The sequence below is a fragment of the Rhodobacter sp. P1_C2 genome (assembly GCF_056406375.1).
Map to the genome: position 1 here is coordinate 1 of NZ_JBFUAG010000028.1, position 19,105 is coordinate 19,105.

General features: G+C 66.1%; 16 protein-coding genes and 1 pseudogene. 7 read left to right on the forward strand and 10 right to left on the reverse strand.

The window, feature by feature from the left end:
* Positions 1 to 230, forward strand: a pseudogene (locus tag AC1DZT_RS25005) (IS110-like element ISHne4 family transposase); the annotation flags it as partial.
* Between the two features lie 23 nt (positions 231 to 253).
* Here AC1DZT_RS25005 and smc read toward each other — a convergent pair.
* Positions 254 to 3,709, reverse strand: coding sequence for a chromosome segregation protein SMC (smc, locus tag AC1DZT_RS25010; RefSeq protein ID WP_478009366.1), 3,456 nt, complete (start codon positions 3,707 to 3,709; stop codon positions 254 to 256).
* A 142-nt stretch (positions 3,710 to 3,851) separates the two neighbouring features.
* Here smc and AC1DZT_RS25015 point away from each other — a divergent pair, with 142 nt between their 5' ends.
* Both AC1DZT_RS25015 and AC1DZT_RS25020 read left to right on the forward strand, forming a co-directional pair.
* Positions 3,852 to 4,244, forward strand: a complete 393-nt coding sequence (locus AC1DZT_RS25015; protein WP_478009367.1) for a GFA family protein — start codon at positions 3,852 to 3,854, stop codon at positions 4,242 to 4,244.
* On the forward strand, positions 4,198 to 4,683 hold the full coding sequence (locus AC1DZT_RS25020) for a GNAT family N-acetyltransferase (RefSeq protein WP_478009368.1): 486 nt from the start codon (positions 4,198 to 4,200) through the stop codon (positions 4,681 to 4,683). The genes AC1DZT_RS25015 and AC1DZT_RS25020 overlap by 47 nt, the downstream gene beginning before the upstream one ends.
* Positions 4,684 to 4,787: 104 nt before the next feature.
* On the opposite strand, the gene AC1DZT_RS25025 is transcribed toward AC1DZT_RS25020, so the two are convergent.
* The 6 genes from AC1DZT_RS25025 to AC1DZT_RS25050 all read right to left on the reverse strand — a co-directional run bounded on the left by AC1DZT_RS25025 (position 4,788) and on the right by AC1DZT_RS25050 (position 11,378).
* Entirely contained in the window at positions 4,788 to 5,576 is a 789-nt protein-coding gene (locus AC1DZT_RS25025) for an FAD binding domain-containing protein (RefSeq protein WP_478009369.1), read from the reverse strand.
* 11 nt (positions 5,577 to 5,587) lie between these two features.
* Positions 5,588 to 7,963, reverse strand: a complete 2,376-nt coding sequence (locus AC1DZT_RS25030; RefSeq protein WP_478009370.1) for a xanthine dehydrogenase family protein molybdopterin-binding subunit — start codon at positions 7,961 to 7,963, stop codon at positions 5,588 to 5,590.
* 12 nt (positions 7,964 to 7,975) lie between these two features.
* Complete coding sequence (locus AC1DZT_RS25035) at positions 7,976 to 8,461, reverse strand: (2Fe-2S)-binding protein (RefSeq protein WP_478009371.1); 486 nt, start codon at positions 8,459 to 8,461, stop codon at positions 7,976 to 7,978.
* A gap of 27 nt (positions 8,462 to 8,488) precedes the next feature.
* Positions 8,489 to 9,031: a CoxG family protein gene (locus tag AC1DZT_RS25040; RefSeq protein WP_478009372.1), complete on the reverse strand. Its 543-nt coding sequence runs from the start codon at positions 9,029 to 9,031 to the stop codon at positions 8,489 to 8,491.
* 172 nt (positions 9,032 to 9,203) lie between these two features.
* The gene (locus AC1DZT_RS25045; RefSeq protein WP_478009373.1) at positions 9,204 to 9,617 is read right to left on the reverse strand and encodes a DUF4864 domain-containing protein; all 414 of its coding nucleotides are present in this window, start codon (positions 9,615 to 9,617) and stop codon (positions 9,204 to 9,206) included.
* Between the two features lie 180 nt (positions 9,618 to 9,797).
* The gene (locus AC1DZT_RS25050; protein WP_478009374.1) at positions 9,798 to 11,378 is read right to left on the reverse strand and encodes a lysine--tRNA ligase; all 1,581 of its coding nucleotides are present in this window, start codon (positions 11,376 to 11,378) and stop codon (positions 9,798 to 9,800) included.
* 143 nt (positions 11,379 to 11,521) lie between these two features.
* Here AC1DZT_RS25050 and AC1DZT_RS25055 point away from each other — a divergent pair, with 143 nt between their 5' ends.
* Positions 11,522 to 11,947, forward strand: coding sequence for a tellurite resistance TerB family protein (locus AC1DZT_RS25055; protein WP_478009375.1), 426 nt, complete (start codon positions 11,522 to 11,524; stop codon positions 11,945 to 11,947).
* Between the two features lie 31 nt (positions 11,948 to 11,978).
* Here AC1DZT_RS25055 and dacB read toward each other — a convergent pair whose 3' ends face one another.
* The 3 genes from dacB to AC1DZT_RS25070 form a co-directional block, all read right to left on the reverse strand.
* Positions 11,979 to 13,451 carry a D-alanyl-D-alanine carboxypeptidase/D-alanyl-D-alanine endopeptidase gene (gene dacB / locus AC1DZT_RS25060; RefSeq protein WP_478009376.1) on the reverse strand — a complete coding sequence of 491 codons (1,473 nt, stop codon included), beginning with the start codon at positions 13,449 to 13,451 and terminating at the stop codon, positions 11,979 to 11,981.
* 68 nt (positions 13,452 to 13,519) lie between these two features.
* Complete coding sequence (locus AC1DZT_RS25065; protein WP_478009377.1) at positions 13,520 to 14,542, reverse strand: aromatic ring-hydroxylating oxygenase subunit alpha; 1,023 nt, start codon at positions 14,540 to 14,542, stop codon at positions 13,520 to 13,522.
* A complete protein-coding gene (locus tag AC1DZT_RS25070) occupies positions 14,543 to 15,154 on the reverse strand; it encodes a nicotinate-nucleotide adenylyltransferase (RefSeq protein WP_478009378.1) in 612 nt (203 codons plus the stop codon).
* 131 nt (positions 15,155 to 15,285) lie between these two features.
* On the opposite strand from AC1DZT_RS25070, the gene AC1DZT_RS25075 reads away from it, so the two are divergent.
* From AC1DZT_RS25075 to AC1DZT_RS25085, 3 genes are all read left to right on the forward strand, one after another.
* Positions 15,286 to 16,158, forward strand: a complete 873-nt coding sequence (locus tag AC1DZT_RS25075) for a bifunctional helix-turn-helix transcriptional regulator/GNAT family N-acetyltransferase (RefSeq protein ID WP_478009379.1) — start codon at positions 15,286 to 15,288, stop codon at positions 16,156 to 16,158.
* 60 nt (positions 16,159 to 16,218) lie between these two features.
* Positions 16,219 to 17,874, forward strand: a complete 1,656-nt coding sequence (gene ettA / locus AC1DZT_RS25080; RefSeq protein ID WP_478009380.1) for an energy-dependent translational throttle protein EttA — start codon at positions 16,219 to 16,221, stop codon at positions 17,872 to 17,874.
* Between the two features lie 157 nt (positions 17,875 to 18,031).
* Positions 18,032 to 18,610: a hypothetical protein gene (locus AC1DZT_RS25085; protein ID WP_478009381.1), complete on the forward strand. Its 579-nt coding sequence runs from the start codon at positions 18,032 to 18,034 to the stop codon at positions 18,608 to 18,610.
* The last annotated feature ends 495 nt before the right edge of the window (positions 18,611 to 19,105 follow it).

Below are 19,105 nucleotides of genomic sequence, written 5' to 3' on the forward strand. Positions count from 1 at the left end.
TGCGCGGAAGGCGCCACATCTGGGGCGGGCGACCCGCCATCAGACGCAGCCTCTACCTGGCCGGCTTCATCGCCTCGCGCCACGATCCGAACATCAAGGCCTTCAGAGCAAGACTCGCCGCTGCCGGAAAACCGACAAAGGTCGCAATCATCGCCTGCGCAAGAAAACTCCTGACAATTCTCAACGCAATGGTCAAAACAGGCAAAGACTACGCCCAAACCAAAGCCTGAAAGACAGTTGCTACCAACCTGCGTTACGCCACCAGGGCTTCCGCCCGTTTCAGATCGACGCTGACCAGCTGGCTCACGCCCTGTTCGGCCATGGTCACGCCGAAGAGGCGGTCCATCCGGCTCATCGTCACGGCGTGGTGGGTGATGACGAGGAAGCGCGTCTCGGTCCGGCGGCGCATCTCGTCCATCAGGTCGCAGAAGCGGGTGACATTGGCGTCGTCCAAGGGCGCGTCCACCTCATCCAGCACGCAGATTGGCGCAGGATTGGCAAGGAAGACGCCGAAGATCAGCGCCAGCGCCGTCAGGGTCTGTTCGCCCCCTGACAGCAGCGACAGGGTCGAGAGCCGCTTGCCCGGCGGCTGGCACATGATCTCCAGCCCGGCTTCCAAGGGGTCGTCGCTTTCCACCATGACCAGCCGCGCCTCGCCGCCGCCGAAAAGATGGGTGAAGAGGGTGGCGAAATTGGCGTTGACCTGTTCGAAGGCGGTCAGCAGCCTTTCGCGCCCCTCGCGGTTCAGCCCGGCGATCCCGGCGCGCAGTTTCTTGATCGCCTCTTCGAGGTCGATCTTCTCGGCCGCCAGCGCGTCATGCTCGCCCGCGACGGTCTTGGCATCCTCCTCGGCGCGCAGGTTGACGGCGCCCAGGGCCTCCCTCTGGCGCTTCAGCCGTCCGACATCGGCCTCCAGCGCCTCGGCATCGGGCATCCGGTCGGGGTCGGTCTGCAGCGTGGCGAGAAGCTGGTCTGGCGTTGCCCCGGCCTCTTCCTCGATCCGCCCGGCAGCGAGGCTGGCGGCCTCCCGCGCGGCCTCGAGCCGCGCCTCGGCCCGCGCCCTGGCTTCGCGCGCCTCGCCGGCCAGACGCTCGGCCTCGCGCTCGGCGGCCTGGGCCTGGCGCAGCGCGGCCTCGCCGGCGGCCAGGGCATCGGCCCCGGCCTGGCGCCGCGCCTCGGCCGCCGCCATCGCCTCCGACAGGTCTTCGCGCTTGGCGGCAAGCTCTTCGGGCAGTTCCAGCGCCTCTGCCAGTTCCTCTTCCGTCTCGCTGCGCCGTTCGGTCAGTTCGGCCATCCGCTTGCCCGCGGTTTCCAGCCGGTGCTTCCAGCCGGAAAGCTCCTTGACGGCCTCCTGCCGGCGCTTGATCCGGGCCTCGCCCTCGCGACGCAATTCGTCATGCCCGGCGCGGCGGGTCATCATCGCGATGCGGGCGCCTTCGACGGCGAGCCGCATCTCATCGACCAGGGCGCGGGCGGCATCCAGATCGCCAAGTTCTTCCAGACCGGCCTCGGCCTCCTCCAGCCTTTCTCGGGCCGCGGCCGCCTCGTCGCCATAGCGCGCCACGGCGGCCTCGGCCTGTTCCAGCCGCCCCTCTGCGATTGACCTTTCGCCTTCCGCGCGCGAAGCGGCGCGGTTGGCCTCGGTCACCCTCTGGTCGGCGGCCCGGCGGGCATCGCGCGCCATCTGATCGGCGCGCGACAGCTCGCTCAGCCGGGCGTGGAGCCTGTCATGCGCCTGCGCCGCGCCTTCGGCCTTGGCGGCCACCTCTTCCAGATCGCGTTTCAGCTGCACCAGCCGGTTCAGCTGGCGCAACTGCGCCGCCGCCGCCGATGGGGCATCTTCGGAGGCCGCGCGAAACCCGTCCCAGCGCCAGAGATCGCCCTCGGTGCTGACGATCCTTTGCCCCGGCCGCAAGAGGGCCTGCAGGCGCGGCCCCGTTTCGGCCTCGACGAGGCCGATCTGCGACAGACGCCGTGCCAGCACCTGGGGCGCGATCACATGGGCCGCCAGCAGCGTGCAGCCTTCGGGCAGGTCCGGCGCCGGGGTGAAGGGGTCCAGCTGCACCCAGCCCGAGCGCGCCTCGCCCGTCACCTCGGGCGCGCGCAGATCGTCGGCCATGGCGGCGCCAAGCGCGGCCTCGTAGCCGGGTTCCACCTGCAGCTGGTCCAGCACCTGATGCCCCGCCTGCGCCTCGCGCTGCACCAGCCGGGCGAGGGCCGCAACCTCGGCCCGCAGGGCATTGGCCTCGCCCTCGGCGGCAGAGCGGAGGGCGCGGGCGTCGGCCTCACGGCTTTGCGTGGCGGCACGGGCCTCTTCGGCGGCAATCAGCGCCTCTTCGGCGGCCTCGGCCATGGCCAGCGCCTCTTCCTGCGCCTCGATGGCGGCCTCCTGCTGCGCCCTGGCGGTTTCCAGCGTCTCGCCCGCCGCGATCACGGCCTGCGCGGCGCGGGCCTCTTCGGTGAGGGCGCGGTCGAGCATCCGGCGGTTGTCGGCGGCCAGACGCTCGGCGGATTGGTGGCGGGCGGCCAGACGGGCGGCATCCTCGGTCGCCTGCGACAGGTCGCCCTCGCGGGTGCCCAAGGTGGCCGCGGCGGCGCGGGCAAGCTCTGCGGCCTCGGCCAGCTTGTCCTCGTGGCCTTCGGAGGCGCGCAGAAGCTGGTCGACCTCCCATTCCAGCCGCTCGATCATCTCGCCGGCATCGCGGTTCAGGCCCTGTTCGCGCTCGCCGTCCCGGCCCATCTGCAAGAGGCGCGATTTCAGCGTCTCGATCAGGGCCTTGGCGCGGGTCTCCTCGTTGCCCAGGGCGTCGCGCTGCAGGGTCAGGCGTTGCAGGATGGCGGCGGCCACGGCCTCTTCCTCGCGCAGCGCGGGAAGGGCGCCTTCCGCCGCCTCGCGCGCCTTGCCGGCGGCGCGGGCGGCCAGTTCAGCCTGACCCGCCGCCGACAGGCGCTGGCGCAGGCCGAACTCCGCCTCGGCGCGCGCCACTTCCGCCTCGCGCCAGCGGCGGAACAGCAGCATCCCCTCGGCCCGGCGCAGCTCGACCCCGATCTCGCGATACCGCGCCGCCTGCCGGGCCTGCCGGGTCAGGGTGGACAGCTGCTGCGCCAGCCCCTCCAGCACGTCATCGACGCGCAGCAGGTTCTGCTCGGCCGCCGAAAGCCGCAGCTCCGCCTCGTGCCGGCGCTGGTAGAGGCCGGAGATCCCCGCTGCCTCCTCCAGAATCCGCCGCCGCGCCTTGGGCTTGGCATTGATCAGCTCGGTGATCTGGCCCTGTCGCACCAGCGCGGGCGAATGCGAGCCTGTCGAGGCATCGGCAAACAGCATCTGCACATCGCGGGCGCGGACATCCTTGGCATTGGCCTTGTAGGCCGACCCGGCATCCCGCGTGATCCGGCGCACCACCTCGATCGTGTCCGAATCGTTGAAGCCCGAGGGGGCGAGCCGGTCGGAATTGTCGATGACCAGCGACACCTCGGCAAAGTGCCGCGCGCCCCGCCCGCCCGAGCCGTTGAAGATCACGTCCTCCATCCCGCCGCCCCGCATCGCCGAGGCGCGGTTTTCGCCCATCACCCAGCGCAGCGCCTCCAACAGGTTCGACTTGCCGCAGCCATTCGGGCCGACAACACCGGTCAGCCCCTCCATGATCATCAGATCGGTGGGATCGACAAAGCTTTTGAAGCCGTTGAGGCGCAGCCGGGTCAGGCGCAAGAGTGGTCCTTTCGATTCCCGCGAATGTCACGCCCATGGGCGCCCAAGTCAACCGGGCCACGCCGCCCCTGTCCGAGCCTTGGGTCTTATCCCCAAGATCTTGTGACTTGACCCGCCTGCTGCACAGCAGCAATCTGCCGCCATGACCGAATTCACCCTTCCCTTCGGCGGGCGCTGTCTTTGCGGCGCGGTGCGCTTTGAATGCGATGCCCAGCCCCTCTGGCAGGGCCATTGCCATTGCGAAAGCTGCCGGCGGGCGACCTCCTCCGGCTTTGCCTCGTTCTTCGGGATGGCGGATGGCCATTGGCGCTGGACCGACGAGATCCCGGTGACCTACCAGTCCAGCCCCGGCGTCTGGCGCGAGTTCTGCGGCCGCTGCGGCAGCCCGATGACCTACCGCGCCACCCGCTTTCCCGGCGAGACGCATTTCTACGCCGCCAGCCTGAACGACCCCTCGCTCTTCACCCCCAAGCGCCATTACCACGCGCATGAAAGCCTGCCCTGGGTGCATCTTGCCGACGATCTGCCGCGCTGAGGCGCCCTATGACTGGGTGGCGCTGCGGGCCCTGATCCTGCGCGCCTTCGCCGGGATGGAGGGGCGGATCGACCCGCCTTCCTCGGCCCGCGACCTGACGCCGGAAAGCCTCGCCGCGACCGCCCTCACCTCCGAGATCTGGGTGATAGGCGCCCCGCCGCAGGCCTGCATGATCCTGACGCCCAAGCCGCAAAGCCTGTATCTGGGGAAACTCGCGGTCGATCCCGCGCTGCAGGGCAGGGGCCTTGGCCGCGCCCTCGTCACCTGGGCCGAGGCCCGCGCCCGCGCGCTGAACCTCCCCGCCCTGACCCTGCAAACCCGGGTCGAACTCACCGAAAACCACGCCACCTTCCAGCGCCTCGGCTTCATCGAAACCGGCCGCACCCGCCACGCAGGCTTCACCGCGCCGACCTCGATCACCTACACCAAAACCCTCTGACCCCCTTCATTGGTCCATAAATATCCCACGGGGGTGCAGGGGGTGTGAAACCCCCTGCTTCTGTCTTGGGTGCAGGGGGTGTGAACCCCCCTGCTTGCCGTCGGTCACGAGGCAGAAACTGCCCGCCCGGTCATCACCTTGACCAGATTGGCCCGATAGGCGGCCGAGCCGTGCAGGTCGCTGATCATGTCCGTCGCATCCACCGTCAGCCCCGCCAAAGCCGCGGCGGAGTAGTTGGCCTTCAGCGCCGCTTCCGCCTCGGTCCAGCGGAAGACGCCGTTGTTCGAGGCGCCGGTGATCGCCACCCGCACCGACCCATCGGCGGCTTGGGTGACGAAAGCCCCGGTCAGGGCAAAGCGGCTCGCCGGCTGGTCGAACTTGGCATAGGCGCCGCGCTTCGGGATCGGGAATTCCACCGCCGTCACGATCTCGCCCTCGTCGAGCGCGGTGGAGAACATGCCGGTGAAGTAGTCATCCGCCGCGATCCGCCGTTTGTTGGTGATGACAGTTGCCCCCGATCCAAGAACGGCCGAAGGATAGCAGGCCGCAGGATCGTTGTTGGCGATCGAGCCGCCGATGGTGCCGCGGTTGCGCACCGCCGGATCACCGATGCCGCCGGCCAGCTTGGCCACCGCCGGGAAGATCGCCGCGGCCTCGCGTGCCACCACGGCATGGGGCGTTGCCGCCCCGATCCACAGCAGATTGCCGTTCTGCTTGACGCCCTTCATCTCGGCGATCCCGGTCAGCGAGACGAGGATCTCCGGCGTTGCCAGGCGCTGCTTCATCGTCGGCGTCAGGGTCTGCCCGCCCGACAGGGCCTGCGCCCCCTCGGTGGACAGGGCCTTGACCGCTTCGGCCACGCTGGAAGGCTTCACGAACTCAAAGTTATGCATCTTTCCCTCCCTCAGGCGTTCATTGCCGACCAGACGCGCGACGGCGTCAGGGGCATGTCGATATGGCGCACCGGTTTGCCGGCGCGGGCCAGCGCATCGATCACCGCGTTGACCACGGCGGGCGGCGAGCCGATGGCCCCGGCCTCGCCACAGCCCTTCACGCCCAGGGCGTTGTGGCTGCAGGGTGTGACGCAAGAGTGGTCCACGGTGATGAAGGGCGCATCATCGGCGCGCGGCATGGTGTAATCCATGTAGCTGCCCGACAGAAGCTGACCGTTCTCGTCGTAAACCCCATGCTCCAGCAGGGCCTGGCCGATGCCTTGCACGACACCGCCATGCACCTGGCCGCGCACCACCATCGGGTTCATCACATTGCCGAAGTCATCGGCGCAGGTGAAGGACATGACGTCGACCTTGCCGGTGCCCTCGTCCACCTCGACCTCGCACAGATAGGCGCCGGCCGGATAGGTGAAGTTGGCCGGGTCATAGAAGGCCGTCTCCTCCAGCCCCGGTTCCAGCGTCGCCAACGGGTAGTTGTGCGGCACATAGGCCGAGAAGGCGATCTCGCCGAAGGTCTTGGACCGGTTGGTGCCCGAAACCGCGAACTTGCCGTCCGAGAAGACGATATCGGCCTCGGCGGCCTCCAGCATATGGGCCGCGATCTTCTTGCCCTTGGCGATCACCTTGTCGCAGGCATTGGCCATCGCCTGACCGCAAACAGCAAGGCTGCGCGAACCGTAGGAGCCCATCCCGAACGGGATCTTCGACGTATCGCCATGGACGATGTCAACCGAGGATTCCGGGATGCCGAACATCGCCCCCACGATCTGCGCGAAGACCGTCTCGTGGCTTTGGCCGTGGCTATGCGCGCCGACCATGACCGAGACATTGCCCGTGGGATTCACCCGCACCGTCGCCGCGTCATAAAGGCCGACGCGGGAACCGAGGATGCCCACCAGATGCGAGGGCGCGATGCCGCAGGCCTCGATCCAGGTGGAAAGCCCGATGCCCCGCAGCTTGCCCTTGGCGGCAGAGGCGGCGCGGCGTTTCTCGAAGCCCGCCACATCGGCCAGCTCGATCGCCTTGTCCAGGGTGGCGTGGTAATTGCCCACGTCATAGGGCAGGCCGACCGGGGTGGTATAGGGGAACATGTCGGTGGTGATGAAGTTCTTGCGGCGCACCTCGTAGGGGTCAAGCCCCAGCTCGCGGCACATCACGTCGATCACGCGCTCTAGGCTGTAGGTCGCCTCGGGGCGACCGGCGCCGCGATAGGCGTCGACCGGGGCGGTGTTGGTGAAGACGGTCTTCACGTTCACATAGACATTGGGCACCTTGTAGGGCCCGGCCATCAGCGTGCCATGCAGGAAGGTCGGCGTCGCGGTCGAGAAGTTCGACAGGTAAGCGCCGACATTGGCCATGGTCTCGGTGCGGAAGGCGATGAAAGTGCCGTCCTTTTCGCAGGCCAGTTCGATCTTGGTCACATGGTCACGGCCATGCGCATCCGACAGGAAGCTTTCGGACCGTTCGGCGACCCATTTCACCGGCTTTTTCAGCTTCTTGGCGGCGGCCAGAACCAGTGCCTCTTCGCCGTAGTGATAGATCTTCGACCCGAAGCCGCCGCCCACGTCGGGGGCCACGACCTGCAGCTTGTTCTCCGGAATGCCCATCACGAAGGCCGCGACCAGAAGCCGGGTCAGGTGGGGGTTCTGGCTGGTGGTGGTCAGCTTGTAATCGCCGGTGCCGGCGTTGTATTCGCCGATCGAGGCGCGCGGCTCCATTGCGTTGGGGATCAGGCGGTTGTTGATCAGCTCCAGCGTGGTGACATGCGGCGCGTTCTTGATCGCCTCGTCCACCTTGGCGCGGTTGTCCTCGATCCAGCCCCAGTCGAAGCATTCGTTGTCGGGGATCTCGTCATGGACGCGGTTGGAGCTGTCGGCCAGGGCGGCAGCCATGTCGACGATCGCCGGCAGTTCCTCGAACTCCGAAGCGTCGGCGAGGGCCTGGGCCGCGTCCTTGGCCTGCATGTAGGTCTCGGCGATGACGGCGGCATAGGCGTCGCCGACGTGGCGGACCTTGCCATGCGCCAGAACCGGGCGCTTGGGTTCGCGCATCGGCTCGCCATTGCGCGACTTGATCAGCCAGCCGGCGGGGTTGCCGCCGACGTCCTTGAAATCCTCGCCGGTGAAGACGGCCAGCACGCCGGGCATGCCCTCGGCTGCGGCAACGCCGACCGACTTGATCCGCGCATGGGCCGTGTTGGAGCGGACGAAGACCGCATAGGCCTGGCCATGCACGTTCACATCATGCGTGTAATTTCCCGCCCCGGTCAGAAAGCGGATGTCTTCGCGCCGTTTGACCTCAGCGCCGATCCCGTGATCCTTTGCCATATCCGTCCCCCCTTATTCGGCTGCAACGGCGGTGACATCTTGCCCGGAGGCGGACATCACGGCCTTGACGATGTTGTGGTACCCGGTGCAGCGGCAGATATTGCCTTCCAGGTGGTGGCGGACCTCGGCTTCCGAGGGCTTGGGATTGGTGGCCAGAAGTGCGGCCGAGGACATCACCATGCCGGCGGTGCAAAAGCCGCACTGCAGCCCGTGGTGGTCCTGGAAGGCCTGCTGCAGCACGTTGAGCGAGCCATCCGGATTGGCCATGCCTTCGATCGTGGTGACATTGGCGCCCGCCACGTCTTGCGCAAAGACCGAGCAGCTTTTCACCGCCACGCCGTCGACATGGACGACGCAGGCGCCGCATTGCGAGGTGTCGCAGCCGATATGGGTGCCGGTCAGGCCGAGGCCTTCGCGCAGGAAACCGGACAGCAGGGTGCGCCCCTCCGTCTCGGCCGAGACGGACTTGCCGTTCACGGTCATCGTCACTTTTGTCATAGATTCCTCCCTGGAATGTCGTGAGGTTCAGCCGACGAGGCGGCGGAACCAGCCTTTTTTCGGTGCGCTTTGCGTGCCATCGCCCTCGGCTGTCGGGGGCGGGGCAGCATCCTCTGCGGCCTCTTCTGCGGGGGCCTCGATCGCGTTCTGGAAGCGGTTGAAGAACTCTTCGGCAAGGTTCTTGGCAAAGCCGTCGATGATGCGGCTGCCGAGTTGGGCGATCTTGCCGCCCACCGAGGCATCCACGTCATAGGTCAGCTTGGTGCCAGAGCCCTCGGGCTCCATCGTCACATAGGCGCCGCCCTTGGCAAAGCCGGCCACGCCGCCCTTGCCCTCGCCGGTGATGCGCAGGCTTTTGCCTTCGACGATGTCGGACAGGGTGACCACGCCGGTGAAGCGTGCCTTGACCGGGCCGACCTTCTGCACCACCACGGCCTCGAACCCGTCGGTCGGGTTGCCCGTCAGGCTTTCACAGCCCGGTACACATTGCTTGAGCACTTCTGCGTCCAAGACCGCAGCCCAGACCGTCGCAGGGTCTGCGGCAATATGCCGTTCCTCGGCTAGCTTCATGAAACCCCTCCCGGTTACAGTCTGCCTATATCCGGCCCCCTCTCGCGGAAGCATTCCGTTTCAAATCCCGGGCCGTCAGGGAACTATTCTTGCCCGAAGGAATTTGAGCTGTCGATTGACCAGAATCCAACCTGTCGCAGATCTGAGACAGATTCCCGCCAAAAAGCAAGGATCATGCGCCGATGTCATTGGCCTTTTGCAGCTGCACGGCGTTGATCAGCCAGCCGTCTGGGCCTTTAACCATCTGATAATCAACAAGATAGGCCTGGCCCTGCTGATCGGTGATCCGCACCCGCTGCCAGAGCGCGCCGCCGATCATGCGCAGGTCCATCATCTGCACCTCGGCCGGATGCCAGACCATCGGATAACCGGTCTGGACCATCTGGCTGAAGCTTTGCGCCGTGCCGAACATCTGGTGGATCGTGGGAGAGGCATAGGTGAAGGCGCGGTCCCAGTCATCGGCGCGCATCGCCTCGATCTGGGCCTCGATCGTGGCCTCGATCTGGGGCTGCGGGGCTTCGGTCTGCGCCTGGGAGCGGGCGGTGGTTCCGAGCAGTGTCAGGCAGATGAGAAGGGCGCGCAGCATCCGAACCTCCGGCGGTGACCATGGAGATGATACGCGCGGTTTGTCGGAATGGTTTCAGCGGATGCGCAATATTTTCGGCGCAAGCTTTGCCGTGCGCCGGGGGGCGCTCGGCGGACCCGGCTGGGGGGGCTCCCGCCCCCCCAGACCCCCCGGGGGATATTTAGGGACCGATGAAAGCGGTCAGGCGGCGAGGTCGCCGGCGAGTGCCCGGTCGATCAGGCCGATGGTTTCGGGAACGCCGTAAAGGGCGATGAAGCCGCCGAAGCGCGGGCCTTCGGAGGCGCCCATCAGCACCTCGTAAAGCGCCTTGAACCAGTCGCGGAGCGGGTCGAAGGCGTGGTCCTTGCCCACGGCATAGCAGATGGTCTGCAGGCTTTCGTCATCGGCCGGGCCGTCCCAGGCGACGAGGCGGGCGCGCAGGTCGAGGATGGCTGCGCGTTCCTTGTCGGAGGGCAGGCGGTAGGTGCGGCTGGGCGCGATCTTGTCGTTGAAGTAGCGCAGCGCGAAGCCTGCGGCGGCGTCGAGGTCGGGGTTCTTTTCCGGGCTCGCGTCGGGCGCATATTTGTTGATGAAGCCCCAGAGGCCCGCCGCATCCTTGGCCCCTGCCACCGAGGCGAGGTTCAACAGCATCGCGAAGGAGACCACCATCTGGCTTTGCGGCACCTGGCCGCCGTGGATATGCCAGACCGGGTTGTTGACTTGCTGGTCGATGTCCTGGGTCGGATAGGCCTTCAGCTGCTGGTGGTATTCGTCCACCGCCTTCGGGATCACATCCCACCACATCCGCTTGGCCGTCTTCGGCTTCTGGTACATGAAATAGGACAGGCTCTCGGTCGCGGCATAGGTCAGCCATTCGTCGATGGTCAGGCCATTGCCCTTGGATTTCGAGATCTTCTGGCCCTGTTCATCGAGGAAGAGCTCGTAGGTCATGTGGTTGGGCTTGCGACCGCCCAGAGCCTCGCAGATGCCGTCATAGATCGGGGTATTGGTGGAATGGTCCTTGCCATACATCTCGAAATCCACCCCCAGCGCCGCCCAGCGGGCGCCGAAGTCGGGCTTCCATTGCAGCTTCACGTGGCCGCCGGTGACGGGCAGGGTCCATTCGCGGCCATCCTCGTCGTCGAAGGTGATGGTGCCGTCCTTGGCGTTCACCTCTTTCATCGGGACGTAGAGGACGCGCTTGGTTTCGGGATGGATCGGCAGGAAGGCGGAGTAGGTCTGCTGACGCTCCTCACGCAGGGAGGCGAGCATGATCGCCATGATCGCATCATAGCGCTCGGCGCACATCCTGAGCGTGTCGTCGAACTTGCCGGATTTGTAGAACTCGGTCGCCGAGATGAATTCGTACTGGAAGCCGAAGGTGTCCAGAAAGCGCCGCAGCATCGCGTTGTTATGGGCGCCGAAGCTGTCGTATTCGCCGTAAGGATCGGGCACGGTGGTCAGCGGCTGCTGCATGTGCTGGCGCAGCATGTCCTGGTTCGGCACGTTTTCCGGCACCTTGCGCATGCCGTCCACGTCATCCGAGAAGCAGATGAGACGGGTCGGAATATCCGAGATCACCTCGAAGGCGCGGCGGATCATCGTGGTGCGGGCCACTTCGCCGAAAGTGCCGATATGGGGCAGGCCCGAGGGGCCATAGCCGGTCTCGAACAGGACATAGCCCTTTTCCGGCGCTTTGCGCTCGTAGCGTTTCAGCAAAGCGCGGGCCTCTTCGAAGGGCCAGGCTTTCGACTTCATCGCGGCGTCACGCAAGGCGCTCATCGGTGCATCCTCCAGTTCGTGGCCCCATGCCACATGGGCGGCCCCATGCCGCCGGGGCGGATCCATGCCGCCCGAACCCCCGTCCTCTATTGCCGCCCCGGTCTGGCGTCAATATTGTCAGGGCAACCGTGAAAGGAAGACTGATGCAAGATGCCCCTCCCGCCTCGCTCTCGGCGCCTGATGCGCTGATCGCCGTGATGATCGCCGTTTCCGCCTCGGATGAGAACATGCGGACGACCGAACTGGTGGCGATCCAGCGCATCGTGAACCATCTTCCGGTCTTTGCGGGCTATGACAACGACCGGATCAGGGTGGTGGCGCAGACGGTCTTCGACCTCTTCGAGGAGGAGGACGGGCTGGCGGCCCTGTTCGGCCTGATCCGCGACGCCTTGCCGGAGCGGTTGAACGAGACGGCCTATGCGCTGGCCTGCGATGTCGCCTCGGCCGATGGCACGCTGCACGAGGTGGAGCTGCGGATGCTGGAGGAGGTGCGCGAGGAGCTTTCGATCGACCGCCTGCATGCCGCCGCCATCGAATGGGGCGCCAGGGTGCGGCATCTGCGGGTCTGAGCCCTCAGACCGCATCTGCGGGTCTGAGCCCTCAGACCATTGCGGCCCAGCGGCTGATCAGATTGCCCTGCAGGCCCCGGGCGCGGCCGACCCAGGCCTTCTCGCCCGGCGGCTGTTCGCGTTCGGCCACCGGCACCGCCTCGCGCCGGGCCGTGTCGGCGGAGAAGATCGCAAAACAGAGGTCGCGGCCCGAAGGCGGCTCGATGAAGCCGACGAGGCCCGAGACGAAGTTCAGCGTGCCGCTTTTGGCAAAGACCCGTGTCGCACCGCCTTTGACCGGCTTGCCATCGGGGCCCTTGATCCCGATCTCGCGCAGGATGGCCCGCAAGGGCTTGCCCGAGGGGCGCCTTTCCCCGGTCATGATCGCCTGCATCATGCCTTCCGGGGTGACGCGGGACGCGGCCCCCAGCCCGGAATGGTCGACGAATCGCGCCGAAAGCCCGAGGTTGGCCTGCGCCCAGGCCTGCATCATGGCCGAAGAGCCGGGCAGGTCGCCCGCGCCCGAGGCGGCAAGGCCCATCGTCTCGGCCGTGATGTTGGTCGAGAATTTCAGCATGTCGCGCAGGATGTCGGTCAGCCGGGCAGAGGGCCAGGTCAGCAGGGTCTGGGCGCCATCGGGCAGGGCGGGGATCAGTTCCCCCCGCGGCAGGGCGATGCCCTGGGCGGCGCAGAGCGTGGCGAAAACCTCGGCCACATAGGGGGCGACATGGCGGACCGGCAGCCAGCGGCTGCCCGCCTGGGCCAGGGCTGCGCGCGAGACGGTCCAACTTTCGGTGGCCCCCTGGGTGGCACGGTCGGAATAGGTGAACAGCGGCAGGCCGCGGTCCGCCAGCGCGATGTCGATGCCTTGGACCACCGGCAGATAACGCTCGCCGCGCGCGTTCATCTGATAGGTGGCGCCGCCCTTCGTCCATTCGAAATTCACCCGGTTGAAGTTTAGCGACAGGCCGGAGAGGCCGGGGTCATAGCCGACCTGCACGGGCTGTTCCTCGGTGATGCGGGTGATGGTGGGCAGGGCGCCGGCATAGACCAGAAAGCGCCCGGTCACCTGTTTCAGCCCCAGATGCGCCAGCGCCGCCGCCATGTCGCCCAGCTTGTCGGTGTCGAGCGTCGGATCGCCGCCGCCGGCCAGGATCAGATCGCCGGTCAGCTTGCCGCCGCTGACCGTGCCATTGGCCAGAACCCGGGTCGCAAAGGCATGGTCAGCGCCGAGCCGTTCCAGCGCGTAAAGCGAGGTGATGGTCTTGGCCACGCTGGCGGGCGGCACGCTGACATCGGGGTGAAAGCTTTCGAGGATGCGGCCCGTCGCCACCTCGGCCACGCAAAAGCCGGTGACGCCGGTCAGTTTGGCGGCGGTGACCAGATCCTCGGGGCGGCCTGCGGTGGGCGAGGGGGCCGCGGCGGGCCGGGCTTGCGGCTTTTGCGTCTTGGCCAGCGCGGGCAGCGCCAGGGTCGAGGCGAGGCCTCCCAGCATCCCGCGCCGTGTCCAGTCGTTCAAAGCCATCGCATGTCCTTACGAAACCGCCGCATTGCGGCCCAGTTACAACCTTCGCCCCCTGACGGGCAACCGCGTCACGCGCCGCCCGGTGCGGCCATTCCCAGCACATCGGCAACTTTCTGCTGGAAATAGGCCACGCCCTGTTCGTGCCGGGGCGAGAGCGGACCGGGGGTATAGGCGCCGCTGGCATAGTTCTTCTGGGTCTCGACACAGACCTCGAAATCCTCCTGCACCACGCCGAGCGTGCCGTGGATGGTGCGGGCGCGCTCCTCGGCATGGGCCTCGGACGTGTCGGCGAAGTAGAAGTTGTAGATCAGCTCGGTCCGGTTTTCGTCCAGGGGATTGATCCGGCTGGTGTTCATCCCGCCCGAGAAGAGCGAGAGCGTCCAGTTCGGCCACATCCAGAGCCATTTGCCGCGATACCAGAGCCCGTTCTTCGGTGGCGCGGTCATCCGCACAAGGCCGTCATGGGCGGTGGTCTGAAAATCGTCGAACTCGATGGCGGCGTGGAAGGCCGGGTGGATGCCGGGGATATGCAGGCCTTCGACGAAATTGTCGGTGTAGATCTTCCAGTTGGCGTCAAAGACCATCCGCTCGGTCCGCATCGCGACATAGGTCTCGATCGGTTCGTCGGCGAGTTCGGCCACCGTGTCGCCCATCTGCTCCAGAAGGCTGCGGGCGGGTTTGATCGCGACGAAGACCAGCCCGCGCCATTCGGCGATGGAGATCGGCTCCAGCGGCCAGTCCTTCATGTCAAAGCCGGGCTCTTCGCCGTACCAGGGCGCTTTCAGAAGCTCGCCCGCATCCGAGAATTGCCACTGGTGATAGGGGCAGCGGATCGGGCCGCAGGTGCCCTCGCCCTCGGGCAGCAGGCGGGCGCCGCGGTGGCGGCAGACGTTGCGGAAGGCGCGCAGCTGCCCGTCGTTGGAGCGGACGGCAAAGACCTTCAGCCCGGCAATCTCGGTCGCCAGATACGACCGCCGCTCGGCCAGTTTCGAGACCGGCCCCAGAAGCTGCCAGGAGGTGGCGAAAAGCTTGTCCCGCTCGGTCAGAAAGACCTCGCGGCTGACATAGATGGCCGGATCAATGTTGAGCATTCACTTTCCCTTTCGCCCCCGCCAATCCCCCTGCGCCCTTATGGCACTGGAGGAGGCGCCATTCAGCGGCATGTTCACAAAGCACCAGGCGGGGGGATGCCTCTCCCCCAGACCCTCGGCCCGCGCGACCTCGTATTGCCGATAGGCCCGCGCCGCGACCGAGCGTCGCGCGGCGAGCCCGGCCCCCGGACGTGCCATGACTGCCACAGGAACCCGGGCAAGGATCTCCCGCCAGCGACTCCAGCGGTGAAATTGGATCAGATTGTCGGCCCCCATGATCCAGACAAAGCGCACGCCGGGATAGATCGCCTGCAATTTGCGCAGGGTGTCGACGGTGGCCCGGGTGCCGAGCCGGCTTTCCAGATCGCAGACCACGACGCGCGGGTCATCGCCCAGCATCGCGCGCGCCCGCGCGACCCGGTCCGCCATCGGCGCGGGCTGCCGCGATTTCAGCGGGTTGCCCGGGGTGACCAGCCACCAGACCCGGTCCAGCCCGATCCGCCGGATCGCCTCGCGCGTCAGGTGGACATGGCCGTCATGGGCGGGGTCGAAAGACCCGCCAAGCAGCCCCACGACCATGCCCTTGTAGGCTGGCGGAAAGCCCTGAACCATTCCTGCGCCGCTCCCCGTGCTTTGGCCCATGTTTCGGGGGCGGCCTTCGCGGGGTCAAGGCGCAAAACCGGCTTGACGGCGCAATATGTCAGACTATTGTCAGGCAAAATAGCTGACCTGAGTCTGATATCATGGACCCCATCGCCCGCCTCCGCCGCTTCAACCGTGCCGTCACGCGCGAGGTTGGCGCGCTCGACAGTTCCTATCTCGGGCGGGGCCGGCCGCTGGGCGTTGCCCGCGTCCTGCACCGGGCCACGCGGGAGGGCACCGATGTGGCCGATATCCGCGCCACGCTGGAGCTTGATTCCGGTCTGACCAGCCGCATCCTGCGCGGGCTGGAGCGGGAGGGGCTGATCACCGTCGCCACCGACCCCGCCGACCGCCGCCGCCGCATCGCCCTTCTGACGCCGAAGGGCGAGGCCGAGATTGCGGCTTATGACGCGCTCAACATCGCCCGCGCCCGCCAGACCCTCGCCCGGGCCCCGCATCAGACCGAGGCGCTTCTGGCCGCGATGGACCTGATCGCCACCGTGCTGAACCAGTCCCAGACCGAGATCCGCGCCGCCGATCCCGACGACCCGGCCGCCATCGCCTGCCTGACGCTTTATTTCCAGATCCTTTGCGACAAGATCGAGGGCGTCACCCCGGCGCTTTTTCCGCTGCCCGACCCCCATGCCGAGACCTACCGCGCGCCCCACGGCACCTTCCTGATCGCCTGGAGCGATGACCTGCCGATCGGCTGCGTCTCGCTCCGCCGGCTCGATGCCGAGACGGGCGAGGTCAAGCGGCTTTGGGTTTCCCCCGATGCCCGCGGCCAGGGCCTCGCCCGCCGCCTGATGCGCGCCATCGAGGCCGAGGCGCGGACGCTCGGCTACAAACGCCTGAAACTCGACACCAACGCCGCCCTGCCCGAGGCGATCGCCCTCTACCGCGCCGACGGCTGGACCGAGACCGCCCCCTATTCGCCCTTTCCCTCCACGCATTGGTTCGCAAAGACGCTGTGACCGTTGCAGCCCGGGTGTCTAGTCGCTACATACGCGCCAACCCCCGGATGGAGAGTGCACATGGCCAGCTATCAATACGTCTACCACATGGACAACGTCTCCAAGACCTATCCGGGTGGCAAGAAGTGCTTCGAGAATATCAAGCTGAACTTCCTGCCCGGGGTGAAGATCGGTGTGGTCGGCGTCAACGGTTCGGGGAAGTCCACCCTCCTGCGGATCATGGCCGGGATCGACACCGATTTCAGCGGTGACGCCTGGGCTGCCAAGGGTGCCCGCGTCGGCTACCTCGCGCAGGAGCCGGTCCTCGACCCCAAGCTGAACGTGCGCGACAACGTCAAGCTCGGCTGTGCCGCCAAGGTCGCCAAGCTCGACCGCTACAACGAACTGGCGATGAACTACACCGACGAGACCGCGGACGAGATGTCGCGCCTGCAGGACGAGATCGATGCCGAGAACCTCTGGGACCTCGACAGCCAGATCGACGTGGCGATGGAGGCCCTGCGCTGCCCGCCCGATGATGCCGATGTCGAAACCCTTTCGGGTGGCGAACGCCGCCGGGTGGCGCTGTGCCAGCTGCTACTCGATGCGCCCGACATGCTGCTGCTTGACGAACCGACCAACCACCTTGATGCCGAGAGCATCGCCTGGCTGCAGCAGCACCTGATCGACTACAAGGGCACCATCCTGGTCGTCACCCACGACCGTTACTTCCTTGACGACATCACCGGCTGGATTCTCGAACTCGACCGCGGCCGCGGCATTCCCTACGAGGGCAATTACACCGCCTGGCTGGACCAGAAGGCCAAGCGCGCCGCCCAAGAGGCGCGCGAGGACAAGTCCAAGCAGAAGGCGATGGAAAAGGAACTGGAATGGATCCGCGCCGGCGCCCGCGCCCGGCAGGCCAAGCAGAAGGCCCGTATCTCGAAGTATAACGAGATGGCGACCCAGACCGTCCGCGAACGCGCCACGTCGGCCCAGATCATCATCCCGAACGGCGAACGCCTCGGCGGCAAGGTGATCGAGGTCGAGGGTCTGAAGAAGCACATGGGCGATCGCCTCTTGATCGAGAACCTGTCCTTCACCGTGCCGCCGGGCGCCATCGTCGGCGTCATCGGCCCGAACGGCGCCGGCAAATCCACCCTGTTCCGGATGATCACCGGTCAGGAAACCCCGGACGAGGGCAAGGTCACCCTCGGCACCACGGTGCAGCTGTCTTACGTCGACCAGAGCCGCGATGCTTTGGACCCGAACAAGACGGTGTGGGAAGAGGTCTCTGGCGGGGCCGAGATCATCAAGCTCGGTGATTTCGACATGAACTCCCGCGCCTATTGCGGCGCCTTCAACTTCAAGGGCACCGATCAGCAGAAGAAGGTGGGCAGCCTGTCGGGCGGGGAGCGCAACCGCGTCCACATGGCCAAGCTGCTGAAATCGGGCGGCAACGTGTTGCTCCTCGACGAACCGACCAACGATCTGGACGTGGAAACCCTGCAGGCGCTGGAAGCCGCCATCGAAGACTTCGCCGGCTGCGCCGTGATCATCAGCCACGACCGCTTCTTCCTCGACCGCCTCTGCACGCACATCCTGGCGTTTGAGGGCGACGCGCATGTCGAATGGTTCGAGGGGAACTTCGAAGCCTACGAGGAAGACAAGGTCCGCCGTCTGGGCCCGGATTCGATCGAGCCGACCCGGGTGAAGTACAAGAAGTTCACGCGCTGAGTCTGAAACCGCGTCCGAATCTTCGGACGGTCGGACGCTGCAACCGAAGTTTGCGACATGAAGATGGGCCACGTCAGGGAAGTGACGTGGCCCGTTGCATTTGGGGATGGGGAAGGCTTCTATCGTACCGAAGTCATCCCGCGAGGCAAACCCATCGATGGAAGAGATCAAGCGAGCTGCCCTCTGCCTGCTCCTCCTCTCCACGTCTCTTCTGTTTGCCTCGTGCGAGCCTACGCCGCCTCCCTTTGATCAGACTTTGAAAGATAACAAGACACAGGGCACCTCTTCAGTGGACTACCTCGATTCTTTTAACGGCGTGGTAGAGGGCGCGATTGTTGATGAGGGCGAAGTGCGGAAGGCAGAGGTGGTTTGTTCGGATTTGAAGAAAATGGATCACCCCCTTTTCGTCTTGCATCTCGATTACCACGATCTTTATGGAAGCGATGCGCAATGCGAGGATATTGAAAGCAAGTCCTGTGAATTCATTGCCGTGAACAGGAAAACGCATCAATGCGCCGGGACCTTTACCATGGCCGGGGAAGTGACCGAGCTTTCGAAAACTCAGGTCTCGGATCTATTTGGTGGCCCGAGGCCCGAGCCGCTGCCGAAAAGGGCGAAGGAATGGATGGCAGGAATTCTCGCGGGCCATGAGGACGGCAGATTCTATAATGTCGAGACCGTGAAGGGCGGGGGCCTCATCATCGAGGGAGCGCAGTCCATCGCACTTTTTGACTAGCATTAGACGCGCGGCCTCTGCACCGCCCGATCACGGAACCGTTCCCATCCTCCTGCGTTGAGTTTCCAGCAACAAAGGAGATCATCATGAAAGGCATCGTCGCCTATCTGCTCGGGGTTCCGCTCGTCGTTATCATCCTGCTGTACGTCTTCCACGTCTTTTGATCCGGCCGGCCGAGGTGCGCCAGTTTGCACGGCGTTCCTCGGCGGGGTTTCGGCCTCTGGAGACCCCGACGATGGGCGCATCGCCCATCCTTGTCTCTTCGCGATCTGCGATAATGGAGGTTGCAGACGAGACCCCGTTCCATCCTTGGGTGCGTGAGCCCGTTCGGTAGCTTGGGGCTCGTCTGCTTTTACGCGTTCAAACCTGAACAGTTGCCTGGGGCGCTGCGCCAACAGACGACCCCGCAGATCAAGGACAGGCCTCCATGACTTTGCCACAGGATTTCATCGGTGTCGACGTTTCGAAGGATTGGCTCGACACCTTCTCGCTCAG

What these genes read in the sequence shown, in the direction of transcription:
- AC1DZT_RS25035 (WP_478009371.1), bottom strand. Translation starts at nt 8,461, where the DNA reads ATGACAAAAGTGACGATGACCGTGAACGGCAAGTCCGTCTCGGCCGAG.
- AC1DZT_RS25040 (WP_478009372.1), bottom strand. Translation starts at nt 9,031, where the DNA reads ATGAAGCTAGCCGAGGAACGGCATATTGCCGCAGACCCTGCGACGGTC.
- AC1DZT_RS25070 (WP_478009378.1), bottom strand. Translation starts at nt 15,154, where the DNA reads ATGGTTCAGGGCTTTCCGCCAGCCTACAAGGGCATGGTCGTGGGGCTG.
- ettA (WP_478009380.1), top strand. Translation starts at nt 16,219, where the DNA reads ATGGCCAGCTATCAATACGTCTACCACATGGACAACGTCTCCAAGACC.
- AC1DZT_RS25055 (WP_478009375.1), top strand. Translation starts at nt 11,522, where the DNA reads ATGCAAGATGCCCCTCCCGCCTCGCTCTCGGCGCCTGATGCGCTGATC.
- AC1DZT_RS25065 (WP_478009377.1), bottom strand. Translation starts at nt 14,542, where the DNA reads ATGCTCAACATTGATCCGGCCATCTATGTCAGCCGCGAGGTCTTTCTG.
- AC1DZT_RS25075 (WP_478009379.1), top strand. Translation starts at nt 15,286, where the DNA reads ATGGACCCCATCGCCCGCCTCCGCCGCTTCAACCGTGCCGTCACGCGC.
- AC1DZT_RS25030 (WP_478009370.1), bottom strand. Translation starts at nt 7,963, where the DNA reads ATGGCAAAGGATCACGGGATCGGCGCTGAGGTCAAACGGCGCGAAGAC.
- dacB (WP_478009376.1), bottom strand. Translation starts at nt 13,451, where the DNA reads ATGGCTTTGAACGACTGGACACGGCGCGGGATGCTGGGAGGCCTCGCC.
- AC1DZT_RS25085 (WP_478009381.1), top strand. Translation starts at nt 18,032, where the DNA reads ATGGAAGAGATCAAGCGAGCTGCCCTCTGCCTGCTCCTCCTCTCCACG.
- AC1DZT_RS25025 (WP_478009369.1), bottom strand. Translation starts at nt 5,576, where the DNA reads ATGCATAACTTTGAGTTCGTGAAGCCTTCCAGCGTGGCCGAAGCGGTC.
- AC1DZT_RS25045 (WP_478009373.1), bottom strand. Translation starts at nt 9,617, where the DNA reads ATGCTGCGCGCCCTTCTCATCTGCCTGACACTGCTCGGAACCACCGCC.
- AC1DZT_RS25050 (WP_478009374.1), bottom strand. Translation starts at nt 11,378, where the DNA reads ATGAGCGCCTTGCGTGACGCCGCGATGAAGTCGAAAGCCTGGCCCTTC.
- AC1DZT_RS25020 (WP_478009368.1), top strand. Translation starts at nt 4,198, where the DNA reads ATGAAAGCCTGCCCTGGGTGCATCTTGCCGACGATCTGCCGCGCTGAG.
- AC1DZT_RS25015 (WP_478009367.1), top strand. Translation starts at nt 3,852, where the DNA reads ATGACCGAATTCACCCTTCCCTTCGGCGGGCGCTGTCTTTGCGGCGCG.